We start from the raw sequence: 12563 nt of genomic DNA on the forward strand, positions 1-12563 counted from the left end.
GGCCGACAGTTGATCACGTCACCGCGCGCGGGCGACGACCGGGGGCGGGGCGTGCTCCCCCTCATCAACCCTGATGACGTGGGGTAACGGGTCGAACACGGTTCGCGAATACGCCGTTCGCCGGTGCGCTGCAGCGCCGGGAGGACGAACTCGTGAGGACAGCATGACCGCGACGCGGCCCTGGGCCACCGTTCCCGAACCTCCGCGCGACCGTCGCGGAAACGTCCCGGCGACCGTCGGGTTCTGGCTGGGCATCGCCGGTCTGGCCGTCGGCTTCCTGCCGCTCGTCGGTCTGCTGGTGACCGTGCCGGCCGCCGCGCTGTCGCACGCCGGCCGTGCGCGGTTCCGGACCGGTCGGGCACCCACGGCCGGCCGGTCGACCGCGGGGGCGGTGCTGGGCTGGACCGGGACGGCGATCTGCCTGCTGATGTCGGTCCTCGTGATCGTCGGCGCCGCGAACATGCCACCGCCGAGCGTCCAGCCGGCCGCCGCGCCCGCGCCGACGCTGTCGTCCGTGCCGAACGTGGTGGGGATGAGCGGCCAGCAGGCCCGCGACGTCCTTCGCGCCGCCGGCTTCACCAACGTCATGGCCGGCCCGTCGACCGGATCGGTCGCGGGCGTGGCGGCAGGGACCGTGACGACGCAGCTGCCCGGTGCGGCGGCACTCGCTTCGCCCACCGACCCCATCGTCCTCGGTGAGGCTGCGGCACCACCTCCTCCGCCGGCACCGGTGACACTCCCGCCGCCGGCCGCCGTCCCGCCGGCACCGGTCGCCGTCCCACGGGAGCCGGCTCCGGTGGCCGAGCCGGCACCGTCGACCGTCGAGCCCACTGCGGACGTGGACCTCGACCGTCCGTACGTGCCACCCGCACCGCGGCCACCCGCACAGCAGGCACCCGCGCCGCAGCCGCTCGTCTCGGCGCCGTCCGATGGCGGCTCGGCGTACTACCCGAACTGCGGTGCCGCACGTGATGCGGGCGCGGCGCCGTTGCACCGTGGGGATCCGGGCTACAGCAGCAAGCTGGATCGGGACGGGGACGGTGTGGCCTGCGAGTGACCGCCGTCCGGCGGTCGCCGTGCGACGGAGCACGGAACAACGCCCGCGAAGCCGCGACGGATCGACCGCCGGTGCCGCAGGCGTGGCCGAGTGGTGGAGTTCCTGGCCGGACCGGGTCCGGGCCGGGCATAGTCGGTGTGGTGAACGAGCCGGCGCACCCCGACGAGGTCCGGATCTCCGACGCCGACCGGAAGGCGGTCGCCGACCGGCTGCGCGCCGCGCACGACGAGGGCTACCTCGACCTGGCCGAGTTCGACGAGCGGGTCACCGAGGTCTGGCGGATGCGCACTCGCGGCGACCTCGCCCGGGTGACCCGCGACCTGCCGGCACCGCGGACGCCGCGCCCCGACGGGCTGCTGTTCGCGGCCTCGTCCGGCGGCGTCGCGATGCGGGTGCTGTCGATCATCTGGCTCTGCGTGACCGCCGCGACCGCGGCCGGATGGGGCGTCATCGCCCTGCTGACCGAGGCCTCCCCGTGGTGGTTCCTGGTGGTCGCCGCACCGCCCGGGGCGGTGCTGCTGGCGCTGTGGCTGGCCGGGGTCGGCCGCCCCCGGCGGCGCGACCGGTAACCCGCCGTACGGGCCGTCGGCCCACGTCACGGCCGTGCCCCCACCGGGTGACCCCGGCCGGGCGAGGAACGGCCGGTGTACGGGCGTCCGTTCCGACCGGATAGGTTCCGATCATGGGACACCGCGAGGAGCTGCTGGCCGGGGCAGCGCAGTGCCTCTACGAGAAGGGCTTCGGGCGCACGACCGCACGGGACGTCGTCGCCGCCTCCGGCACGAACCTCGCCTCGATCGGCTACCACTTCGGGTCCAAGGACGCGCTGCTCACCGAGGCCCTGCTGCAGGCCACCGCGGCGTGGGGCGAGGAGCTGGACCGCGCGCTGGGCGAGCCCGACGGCGTCGCGACGTCCGACCCGGAGCGGCGGGTGGAGGACACCTGGAGCCGGGTCATCAGCCTGTTCACCACCCAGCGGCGGCTGTGGGCGACCCACGTCGAGGCCCTCGCCCAGGCCGAGCGGCTGCCCGAGCTGCGGGCGCGGCTCGCCGAGGCGCAGCGGGAGGTCCGGGAGGGACTCGCCCTCACCTTCCACACCCTGCCCGACGACGACCCGGTGGCGGCCGACCGGCGGCTGCACGTGCTCGGGTCCGTCTACCAGGCTGTGCTCACCGGCGTCATGGTCCAGTGGATGCTCGACCCGGACACCGCCCCGAGCGGCGTGGACGTCGCCGAGGGCCTGCGCGCGATCGCCGAGCGCGCCGACGCGTTCGTGTGAGGGTCAGCGGCGGGGCTGGACGATCCCGATGACGGTCCCGCCGCGGTCCGCCCCCGGCTCGGCGACCCGCACCGACAGGGTCCCCAGCGCGAGGAAGCGGATCGTCACCGTGCCGCCCGCGGTCACGTCCACCGTGCGGCCCTGCTCCAGGACGAGCACGCGGCGGGCGATGTCGCTGCCGACGGTGAGCACCACCGTCGTCCCGCGCGGGACGATCACGGTGGGCACCGCCTCGACCGGGTCGGTGGAGCGGAAGTCGAACCGCACCGGGGTGAGGCCGTTCGCGTCGGTCGTCGCGGTCACGGTGGGCCCGGCCGGCCCGGACGGTCCCGCCCCCGCGACCGCGCCGCAGCCGGCCGCCGCCGGGGTCGCGACGAGCGCCGCGGCGAGCAGCAGGCCGACCCCCTTCCCCATGCCTCCATGCTGCCGCAAGGGGACTTGCGACCCCCAACGGGAACAGCCGATCGTGGCATTCGGCACGATCGCAGCGTGACCTCGCATCCCACCGCACCCGTGCCCGAGCGGCTCTTCGACGACGAGCGCGAGCAGCGCTGGCGGTCCCGGTTCACCGCGGTCCGGATGTCCCGGCCGTCCTGGGCCCGCGACGCACCCCGGCGGACGGTGTACGTCTCCAACGCGACCGGCACGTTCGAGATCCACGTGTGGGACCGGGACTCCGGGGACCACCGGCAGGTCACCGCCCGCCGCAACGGCACCACGTCGGCCGTGCTGCCGCCGGACGGCGAGCAGGTGTGGTGGTTCTCCGACACCGACGGCGACGAGTTCGGGCACTGGGTCGCCCAGCCGTGGTCGGCGGGTCCGGGCGCGGAGACCATGCCCGCCGTCCCGGGCGCCGGGGACGGCTACCCGGCCGGCCTGGAGATCGGGCGGCGGCGCAGCGCGGTCGGCGTGTCCACCGACGACGGCACGACGCTGCTGGTGCACGAGCGCGGGTCGGACGCACCGGCCCGCGTCGTCTACCAGCACACCGAGGACGCCGCGGTCGGTGCCCTGTCCGAGGACGAGACGCTGCTCGCGATCTCGCACTCCGAGCACGGCGACTCCCGGCACCCCTCGCTGCGGGTCCTCGACCTCGACGGCGGCACCACCGTCGCCGAGCTGCACGACGGGCCCGGCAAGGGCCTCGTCCCGCTGGAGTTCGCGCCGGTCGCCGGCGACCAGCGGCTGCTCGTCGGGCACGAGCGCCGCGGCCGCGACGAGCTCCTGATCTGGGACCCGACCACCGGCTCCGTCACCGAGCTCGAGATCGACCTGCCCGGGGAGCTGGTCGGCGGCTTCTACCCGGACGCGTCCGCGGTGCTCGTCGCGCACACCTACGCGGCCCGGACCCGGCTGTTCCGCTACACGCTGTCCGACGGCGCGCTCACCGAGCTCCCGACCGCCGAGGGCTGTGTCGGGTCGGCCGAGGTCCGCGACGACGGCACCGTCGAGTACTCGGCCTCCTCGGCCGCGGAACCGTCCCGGATCCGGGCCCTGCGCCCGGACGGCACCGACGACGTCCTGGTCACCCCGCCCGGCGAGCGGGCACCGGGGTCGCTGCCGGTCCGCGACGTCTGGACCGACGGCCCGGGCGGCCGGGTGCACGCGCTGGTCACGGTCGCGCCCGCGGTGGACGGGCGGCCCGCCCCGGCGGTGTTCGTGCTGCACGGCGGCCCGCACGCCGCCGACGAGGACCGGTTCGACGCCTCCCGTGCCACGTGGGTGGACGCCGGATTCACCGTCGTGGAGGTCAACTACCGGGGGTCGACCGGGTACGGCTCGGCCTGGCGGGACGCCATCGAGGGACGCCCGGGCCTCACCGAGCTGGCCGACGTCGCCGCCGTCCAGGACGCGCTGGTGGCCGAGGGCGCGGTCGACCCGGCCCGTTGCGCCGTCGACGGCTGGTCCTGGGGCGGGTACCTGGCCCTGCTCGCCGCGGGCACCCAGCCGGAGCGGTGGGCGGCCGCCGTCGCGGGGGTGCCGGTCGCCGACTACGTGGCCGCCTACGCCGACGAGATGGAGCAGCTCCGCGCGTTCGACCGGGCCCTGTTCGGAGGCTCCCCGGACGAGCTGCCCGACCTCTACCGGGAGGCGTCCCCGCTGACCTACGTGGACGCCGTCCGGACGCCGGTGCTGATCCTGGCCGGGGAGAACGACCCGCGCTGCCCGATCCGGCAGATCGACAACTACCTGGACGCGCTCGCCGCCCGCGGCGACGTGGCCTACGAGGTCAGCCGGTTCGACGCCGGGCACGGCTCGCTCGTCGTCTCCGACCAGCTGGACCTGATCGCCACCGAGGTCGACTTCGTCCGCCGGGCACTGGCCCGCTGACGCCGGTGGCCAGCAGTTAGCCCTCCAGCAGCGGCAGGACGTTCTCCGGCGGCCGGCCCAGGACGGCGCGGTCGCCGGAGCGCACCAGCGGGCGCTCCAGCAGCTTCGGCTCGGCCGCCAGCGCGTCGAGCAGGGTGTCCCGGTCGGCGCCCTGCAGGCCCTGCTCCCGGAACGCGGCCTCGCCGGTCCGGGTGATCGCCAGCGGGTCGTCGGTGCCGAGCGCGGCGAGGGCGTCCTCGAGCTCGGCCCGCGTCGGCGGGTCGTCCAGGTAGCGCCGCACCGTCGGCTCGACGCCGTGCTCCTGCAACAGGGCGAGGGTGGCGCGGCTCTTGGAGCAGCGCGGGTTGTGCCAGATCTCCACGGGAGGAGCGTAGGACTCGTGAGTGGTGACGAGGGCCCGGGGATTCACAGAGCCCTCGTCACCACTCACGACGGCCTAGTCGAACCGGCCGCCGCCCTTCACCGACTCGCCCTCGCCCCGCAGTTCCTTGATCGCCGCCTCGATCCGGTCGCCGATCGCCTTGTCGATGTTCTTCCAGTACTGGTAGACGCGCTCGCGGATCTCGTCGGACCGCACGCCGGCTGCCGCGCCCGCGACGTTGTGGACCAGCCGCTCCCGCTGACCCTCGTCCATCACCTCGTTGATCAAGGTGTTGGGCTGGCCGTAGTCGTCGTCGTCGGCACGCAGCGTGTAGGCCTGGCGCACCATCTCCCCGTCGACGGCGTACATGTTCGAGTAGACGGCGCGGGCCGGGTCGGCCGCCGGGCCGCCCGTCGAGTTGGGTGCGTACACCGGGTCGGTGACGTTCTCGACCCGCATGACGCCGTCCTTCGAGTAGCTGTGCACGGGCACCCGTGGCCGGTTGACCGGGATCTGCTGGTAGTTCACGCCGAGCCGGGCGCGGTGCGCGTCGGCGTAGGAGAAACCCCGGGCCAGCAGCATCTTGTCCGGCGAGAGCCCGGTGCCGGGCACGATGTTGTTCGGCTGGAACGCCGCCTGCTCCATCTCGGTGTGGAAGTCGGTGACGTTGCGGTCCAGCGTCATCCGGCCGACCTCGATCAGCGGGTAGTCGGCGTGCGGCCAGACCTTGGTGAGGTCGAACGGGTTGTACCGGTAGGTCTTCGCGTCCTCGAACGGCATGATCTGCACCTTGAGCGTCCAGCTCGGGTAGTCGCCGCGCTCGATCGCCTCGTACAGGTCGCGCTGGTGGGCGTCGCCGTCCTCGCCGGCGAGCTGGTCGGCCTCGGACTGGGTGAGGCACTCGATGCCCTGGTCGGTCTTGAAGTGGTACTTCACCCAGAACTGCTCGCCGGACGCGTTCACCCAGGAGTACGTGTGGCTGGAGTAGCCGTTCATGTTCCGCCACGTCTTCGGGATGCCGCGGTCGCCCATCAGCCAGGTCACCTGGTGGGCCGACTCGGGCGAGAGCGTCCAGAAGTCCCACTGCATGTCGGCGTCGCGCAGGTTGTTGCGTGCCAGCCGCTTCTGCGAGCGGATGAAGTGCTGGAACTTCATCGGGTCCCGGATGAAGAACACCGGGGTGTTGTTGCCGACGATGTCGAGGTTGCCCTCGGACGTGTAGAACTTCAGCGCGAAGCCACGGGGGTCGCGCCAGGTGTCCGGGCTGCCGCGCTCGCCCGCGACGGTGGAGAAGCGCGCGACCATCTCGGTCTCGGTCCCGGGCTGGAACACCGCGGCCCGGGTGTAGGCGCTGACGTCGCCGGTGACCCGGAACGTGCCGAACGCGCCGCCGCCCTTCGCGTGCGGCTGCCGCTCGGTGATGCGCTCCCGGTTGAACTGCGCCATCTGCTCGATCAGGTAGTTGTCGTTGAGCAGGATGGGGCCGTCCGGGCCGACGGTGAGCGAGTGCTCGTCGCTGGAGACGGGGTTGCCGGAGTCGGTGGTGGTGTACGGCTGCGAGTTGGTCACTGCCGTGCCTCCTCGTGGTGGGTGGGTGCGTTCGGGTCATCCCCGGTCCGGCAGCCGGCGCAGCGGCCCCAGAACACGACCTCGGCCTCCTCGACCGCGAAGCCGGCGACGTCGTGCGGGGTCAGGCAGGGCCGGGCGCCGACGACGCAGTCGACGTCGACGGTCCGGCCGCACTCCCGGCAGACCAGGTGGTGATGGTTGTCCCCGGTGCGGGTCTCGAACCGCGCCGGCGAGCCGGCCGGCACGATCCGCCGGACCAGCCCGGTGTCGGCGCAGGCGGCGAGGACGTCGTAGACCGCCTGCGTCGACACCCGGCCGAGACGCGCGCGGACCAGCCCCGTCACGGTGTCGGCCGTGGCGTGCGGGTGCTCCGCGAGGACCTCCAGGACGGCGACCCGCGGGGCGGTGACCCGCAGGCCGACGCCCCGCAGCCGGCCCGCCGCCGCGCTGCTCCGGTGTTCCATCACCGGTGGACTTCCCGGCTTTTCTGGAACCAAACCAGATTCTCCCCGGGCCGGCCGGAATCCGGTGGACGCGGCGTCGCAGGATGGACGGGTGTCCGACGCCGTCCGCACGACCGCACCGGCCCGCACCGGGATCGGGGCCTTCGCCGACGTCCTGCGCCGCCCCGGGATCGGGGCGGTCACCGGTATCGGGATGGCCGCCCGGATCCCGGCGACGGCCGTCGGCGTCACCCTGACGCTGCACACGGTCCTGACCCTCGGGTACGGCTTCGGCGCGGCCGGGCTGGTCGCGGCGGCCGTCCCGACCGGGATGGCGATCGGCGCCCCGCTGCTCGGCTCGGTGATCGACCGCTACGGGCTGCGGCCGGTCGTGGTGCTGACGACGGCGGCCGGGGTGCTGTTCTGGACGGTCGCGCCGCTGCTCGGCTACGCCGGGCTGCTCGGCGCCGCGTTCGCCGCCGGGGTGCTGTCGCTGCCGGTGTTCACCCTGGTCCGGCAGGTCATCGCGGCGGTCGTGCCGGCCGGGCAGCGGCGGCCGGCGTACGCGCTCGACTCGATGTCGGTGGAGATCTCCTACATGACCGGCCCGGCAGCCGGCGCGCTGCTGACCGTGTGGCTGGGATCCGCGGTGTCGATGCGGGTGATCGGGTCGGGGTTCGTGCTGGCCGGGCTGGCGCTGTGGTGGCTGAACCCGCCGGTCCGGGCGGGCGGCGCCGCGTCCGGGCCCGCGCCGGCCCGGCCGCCGGTGCGCACCTGGCTGTCCCGCCCGCTGGTGGGCGCGCTGCTGACCGTGACGGCCGCCGTCGTCGCGATCATGGGCACCGAGTTCGCGTTCGTCGCCGCGCTCACCGAGGCGGGCCAGGCGTGGGCGATCGCGCTGGTCAACGCGGTGTGGTGCCTGGCGTCGCTGGTCGGCGGGTTCCTCTACGGCGCCGCCCGGCGGGCCGTCCCGCTGCCGCTGCTGCTCGCGGTGCTGGGGCTCGCGACGCTGCCGGCCGCGCTCGCCGGGTCCTGGTGGAGCCTGCTGCTCCTGCTCGTGCCCGCGGGGCTCGCCATCGCCCCGACGCTGGCCGCCGGCAGCGACGCGATCGGCGAGCTCGCCCCGGACCGGGTCCGCGGGCTGGTCACCGGCCTGCAGGGCTCGGCGACGACGCTCGGGATCGCGCTCGCCGGCCCGCTGTCCGGTGCGCTCGTCGACGCCGCCTCCCCGGCCCTGGCGATCGTCGTGTGCGCAGCCGTGGCCACGGTGGTCGCCGGGGTCGCGGCGGTGCTGATGCGGTCACGGGGACCGGAACGCACCGGAACGCAACCCGGTGCCTGAGAGCCTCCACAGGCGATCGGCGCAGCGCGTGTCCCGCCGCCCCGCCGGGGCCCCGCGCTCCGGCAGACTGGACCGGGTGAGCGCCCCGCCCCGCCCCGACGCCGAGACCACCCCGATCCGCGGCGGCCGTGCCCGTCGCCGGTTCGGCCCGGTCCGGTGGGCGGTCGCGCTGCTGCTCGCCGCCGGTGCGGCCGGGGTGACCCTGCCCGACCTGGCCGGGCTGGACGCCCACTCGCCGTTCGCGCAGATCATCGCGTTCCGCCCGCTCGCGGTCGCCGTGCTGGCTGTCTTCGTCGTCCTCGGCCTGCTGGTCACGGCGTTCGTCCGGCGGTTCTGGCCGGTGCCCGTCCTGCTCGCGCTGGTCGCCCTGGTCGGGGCGTCCCTGGTGCTGCCCCGGACCACGGCCGAGGCCACCCCGCCGCCGGGGGGCACGCCGCTGAAGGTGCTCGCCCTCAACGTCTACGAGGGCGAGGCGGACGCCGACTCGGTGGCCGCGCTGATCGCCGCCGAGCAGCCGGACGTCGTGTCGATCCCCGAGTCCGGGGCTCGCTACGAGTCCGAGCTCGCCCCGCTGCTCGAACCGCTGGGCTACCGGACGGCCGCCAGCGTCGGGCCGTGGAAGCCCGACGTCCGCGGCAACACCGTCGCCTGGGCCGAGCGGCTCGGCGACGTGCAGACCCGGATCGGCGACGACGTCCAGTTCCCCTACATCGAGGCCACCGGCGGCCGCCTGGGCGAGCTGCGGTTCGTCGCGTTCCACTCGGTGGCGCCGGTGCCGCGCTCGGTCGGCCAGTGGCGCTCCGACCTGGCCACGGTGCGGGAGTGGTGCGCCGGGGAGGGCCCCGCGGTGATCGCCGGGGACTTCAACGCCAGCTTCGACCACTCGGTGTTCCGCGAGGCGGTCGCCGGGTGCGGCGACGCGGCCGCGCAGACCGGCAACGGGCTGCAGGGGACCTGGCCGACCTGGGCGCCGCAGTGGCTCGGCCCCCAGATCGACCACGTGCTCTCGACCGGCGGGATCACCGCGGAGTCGTTCGGGACGCGGGCCGTGCCGGGGACCGACCACCGGGCGATCGTCGCGACGCTTCGCGTCCCGTGAGTGGTTAGCGGGGTCAGGACCCCGCTAACCACTCACGGGGCCCGGAGGGCCACTGTCTCGGCGACCTCGTAGGTGTTCAGCGCGGCACCCTTGCGCAGGTTGTCGCCGCAGACGAACAGCTCCAGGGTGTTCGGGAAGTCCAGCGACTGCCGGATCCGGCCCACCACGGTCGGGTCCCCGCCGACGGCGTCGGCCGGGGTCGGCCACTCACCGGCGGCCGGGTCGTCCTTCACGACGATCGTCGGCTGCTCGGACAGCACCTTGCGGGCCGCCTCGACCGACACGTCCCGCCCGAAGGTGGCGTGGACCGCCAGCGCGTGCGTGGTGACCACCGGGACCCGGACGCACGTCGCGGACACCTTCAGGTCCGGGATGCCGAGGATCTTGCGGGACTCGTTGCGGACCTTCAGCTCCTCCGACGACCAGCCGTCGTCCTTGAGGGAGCCGGCCCACGGCACGACGTTCAGCGCCAGCGGCGCCGGGAACGGCGAGCCCGCCGCGGACCCGACCTTGACGCCGGCCTCGGTGAGCGTCGCGGCGACGTCACCGGAGACGTTGCCGACCTGCTTGCCGGCCAGCGCCTCGATCTCCGCGTAGAGCTGGTCGATGCCCGGCTGGCCCGCACCGGACGCGGCCTGGTACGAGGACACGACCAGCGCCTCGAGCCCGAACTCGCGGTGCAGCGCGCCCATCGCCGCCATCATCGACAGCGTCGTGCAGTTCGGGTTGGCGATGATGCCCTTGGGCCGATCGGTGACCTTCTCGGCGTTGACCTCGGGCACGACCAGCGGGACGTCCGGGTCCATCCGGAAGGCCCCGGAGTTGTCGACGGCGACGGCACCGCGGGCGGCCGCGATCGGCGCCCACTCGGCGCTGATCTCGTCCGGGACGTCGAACATCGCGATGTCGACGCCGTCGAAGACCTCGGGGGTGAGCTCGAGGACGGTGATGTCCTCGCCGCGGACCCGCAGCACCTTGCCGGCGCTGCGCGCCGAGGCGATCAGGCGGATCTCGCCCCACGGCACCGACTCGCGGCCGTCGATGATCTCGATCATGGTCGTGCCGACGGCACCGGTGGCGCCGACGAGCGCCAGTACGGGCTTGTCCATGGCCATGTCAGCTCACCGGCCCGTTCCCGCGGCGACCACCGCGTCGTCCTCGGCGCCCAGCTCGAACGCCTCGTGCAGGGCCTGCACCGCGGTGTCCAGCTGGTCGGAGCGGCAGATCACCGAGATCCGGATCTCGGAGGTGTTCATGGTCTCGATGTTGATGCCGGCGTCCGAGAGCGCCTCGCAGAACTTCGCGGTGACGCCGGGGTGGTTCCGCATGCCGGCGCCGACCAGCGACACCTTGCCGATGTCGTTGTCGTAGATCAGCTCGGAGAAGCCGATCTCGTCCTTGACCCGCTCCAGTGCCGCGACGGCCGCGTCCCCGTTGGACCGGGGCAGCGAGAACGTGATGTCGGTCTTCTTGTCGGCGACGTTGGAGATGTTCTGCAGGACCATGTCGATGTTGATCTCCGCGTCGGCGACCGTGCGGAAGATCTTCGCCGCCATGCCGGGGGTGTCCGGCACGCCGGTCACCGTGATCTTGCCCTCGGACCGGTCGTGCGCGACGCCGGTGATGATCGGATTCTCCAACGGGATCTCCTCGATCGAGCCGGAGACCAGCGTGCCCGGCTTGTCGTTGTAGGAACTGCGCACCCGCAGCGGGACGCCGTAGCGGCGGGCGTACTCCACGGCGCGCAGGTGCAGCACCTTCGCGCCGGACGCGGCGAGCTCGAGCATCTCCTCGTAGGTCACCGTCTCCAGCAGGCTCGCCTTCGGGACGATCCGCGGGTCGGCGGAGTAGACGCCGTCGACGTCGGAGTAGATCTCGCAGACGTCGGCCTCCAGCGCGGCCGCGAGCGCGACGGCGGTGGTGTCCGAACCGCCCCGGCCCAGCGTGGTGATGTCCTTCGAGTCGGCGCTCATCCCCTGGAAGCCGGCGACGAGGACGATGTGGCCCTCGGCCAGCGCCTCCCGCAGCCGGTAGGGGTTCACCTCGGTGATCCGGGCGTCGCCGTGCTTCGAGGTGGTGATCATGCCGGCCTGCGAGCCGGTGAACGACCGCGCCTCCGCCCCGAGGGCGTGGATCGCCATCGCCACGAGCGCGTTCGAGATCCGCTCGCCCGCGGTGAGGAGCATGTCCATCTCACGCGCCGGCGGCTTCGGGGAGATCTGCTCGGCGAGATCGGTCAGCTCGTCGGTCGTGTCCCCCATGGCGGACACGACGACGACGACGTCATGGCCCTCCTTGCGGGTACGGACGATCCGCTCGGCGACCTTCTTGATGCGCTCCGCGCTCTCGACCGACGATCCGCCGTACTTCTGCACGACGAGGGCCACGCCGACCTCCTGTCCCGGCTCCGCGAACCGGAGCCGTCGGGTGCTCTCATGGCCGCGGGAGGCGTGGACGACCGGCCCGCAGCGCTGGTCGGAACGGCACACTACCGCCGACGGGCACCCGATTTCAGGCCCTGGCCCGGCCTCGATGACCGATGCCACACGGGCGGGGCCGTCCGGCCGCCGCTCGCGTATCGCGCGCCGCGCGCGGGCCCGCGGGCCGCGGGCTACACCCGCCGCAGCAGGCGGACGACCACCGTCGTCACGACCAGCCACAGGACCGCCGCGACGCCGTAGTTCAGCGTCACCGCCAGCTTCGGCTCCTCGGGGGTGAACAGGTCACCGAGCCCCAGGTTGAACCGGGCCGCCCAGCCGGCGACGAACTCGGTCAGGAAGTTCTGCGGGTTCGCGTCGAGGAGCGTCAGCACGATGTGTGCCACGAGGATCCCGACGATCACCAGGCCGACGATCCGCACGATCGTCGCGATGATGCCGAGGCCCCGCCGCACGGTGGTCCCCACGGTTGCCGCCATCACACATCCCTCCGAAGTGACGGGCACCATGGTCGCACCCCCGGCGCCCTCGCTGCCCGTTCAACGAGGCGGAACGCCCGCAGTTGTGATCCCTTCGTTGCGGCCCGGTCTCGATCCGTTCGCCGCACCGGGTTGCCGGAACACGGGGGGTCGGCGCTACCGTGG

General features: G+C 73.8%; 13 protein-coding genes. 6 read left to right on the plus strand and 7 right to left on the minus strand.

What is annotated here, in order from left to right:
• The first annotated feature begins 163 nt into the window (after positions 1–163).
• The 3 genes from H7X46_RS30115 (at position 164) to H7X46_RS24345 (ending at position 2336) form a co-directional block, all read left to right on the plus strand.
• On the plus strand, positions 164–1057 hold the full coding sequence (locus tag H7X46_RS30115) for an excalibur calcium-binding domain-containing protein (RefSeq protein WP_186361575.1): 894 nt from the start codon (positions 164–166) through the stop codon (positions 1055–1057).
• 140 nt (positions 1058–1197) lie between these two features.
• Entirely contained in the window at positions 1198–1626 is a 429-nt protein-coding gene (locus tag H7X46_RS24340; protein WP_186361576.1) for a DUF1707 domain-containing protein, read from the plus strand.
• Between the two features lie 113 nt (positions 1627–1739).
• A complete protein-coding gene (locus H7X46_RS24345) occupies positions 1740–2336 on the plus strand; it encodes a TetR/AcrR family transcriptional regulator (RefSeq protein ID WP_186361577.1) in 597 nt (198 codons plus the stop codon).
• A gap of 3 nt (positions 2337–2339) precedes the next feature.
• On the opposite strand, the gene H7X46_RS24350 is transcribed toward H7X46_RS24345, so the two are convergent.
• Positions 2340–2750: a hypothetical protein gene (locus tag H7X46_RS24350; protein ID WP_186361578.1), complete on the minus strand. Its 411-nt coding sequence runs from the start codon at positions 2748–2750 to the stop codon at positions 2340–2342.
• A gap of 75 nt (positions 2751–2825) precedes the next feature.
• Between H7X46_RS24350 and H7X46_RS24355 the strand changes: the two genes are divergently transcribed.
• Positions 2826–4667, plus strand: coding sequence for a prolyl oligopeptidase family serine peptidase (locus tag H7X46_RS24355; protein ID WP_370588937.1), 1842 nt, complete (start codon positions 2826–2828; stop codon positions 4665–4667).
• 16 nt (positions 4668–4683) lie between these two features.
• Here H7X46_RS24355 and arsC read toward each other — a convergent pair whose 3' ends face one another.
• The 3 genes from arsC to H7X46_RS24370 all read right to left on the minus strand — a co-directional run bounded on the left by arsC (position 4684) and on the right by H7X46_RS24370 (position 7061).
• Entirely contained in the window at positions 4684–5028 is a 345-nt protein-coding gene (gene arsC / locus H7X46_RS24360; RefSeq protein ID WP_186361580.1) for an arsenate reductase (glutaredoxin), read from the minus strand.
• A gap of 75 nt (positions 5029–5103) precedes the next feature.
• Positions 5104–6597 (minus strand): catalase, encoded by a 1494-nt coding sequence (locus H7X46_RS24365; protein ID WP_186361581.1) that lies wholly within the window; start codon positions 6595–6597, stop codon positions 5104–5106.
• Positions 6594–7061: a Fur family transcriptional regulator gene (locus H7X46_RS24370; RefSeq protein WP_186361582.1), complete on the minus strand. Its 468-nt coding sequence runs from the start codon at positions 7059–7061 to the stop codon at positions 6594–6596. Before H7X46_RS24370 ends, H7X46_RS24365 begins: the two co-directional genes overlap by 4 nt.
• A 91-nt stretch (positions 7062–7152) precedes the next feature.
• On the opposite strand from H7X46_RS24370, the gene H7X46_RS24375 reads away from it, so the two are divergent.
• Positions 7153–8382 (plus strand): MFS transporter, encoded by a 1230-nt coding sequence (locus H7X46_RS24375; protein ID WP_186361583.1) that lies wholly within the window; start codon positions 7153–7155, stop codon positions 8380–8382.
• Between the two features lie 76 nt (positions 8383–8458).
• Positions 8459–9481, plus strand: coding sequence for an endonuclease/exonuclease/phosphatase family protein (locus H7X46_RS30935; RefSeq protein ID WP_186361584.1), 1023 nt, complete (start codon positions 8459–8461; stop codon positions 9479–9481).
• A 32-nt stretch (positions 9482–9513) separates the two neighbouring features.
• Here H7X46_RS30935 and H7X46_RS24385 read toward each other — a convergent pair whose 3' ends face one another.
• The 3 genes from H7X46_RS24385 to H7X46_RS24395 form a co-directional block, all read right to left on the minus strand.
• Entirely contained in the window at positions 9514–10596 is a 1083-nt protein-coding gene (locus tag H7X46_RS24385) for an aspartate-semialdehyde dehydrogenase (RefSeq protein WP_186361585.1), read from the minus strand.
• A gap of 6 nt (positions 10597–10602) precedes the next feature.
• A complete protein-coding gene (locus H7X46_RS24390) occupies positions 10603–11868 on the minus strand; it encodes an aspartate kinase (RefSeq protein ID WP_186361586.1) in 1266 nt (421 codons plus the stop codon).
• Between the two features lie 224 nt (positions 11869–12092).
• Complete coding sequence (locus H7X46_RS24395; RefSeq protein WP_222131414.1) at positions 12093–12398, minus strand: hypothetical protein; 306 nt, start codon at positions 12396–12398, stop codon at positions 12093–12095.
• Positions 12399–12563: the final 165 nt, after the last annotated feature.

It is taken from the genome of Pseudonocardia sp. C8 (genome assembly GCF_014267175.1).
Lineage (GTDB): Bacteria > Actinomycetota > Actinomycetes > Mycobacteriales > Pseudonocardiaceae > Pseudonocardia.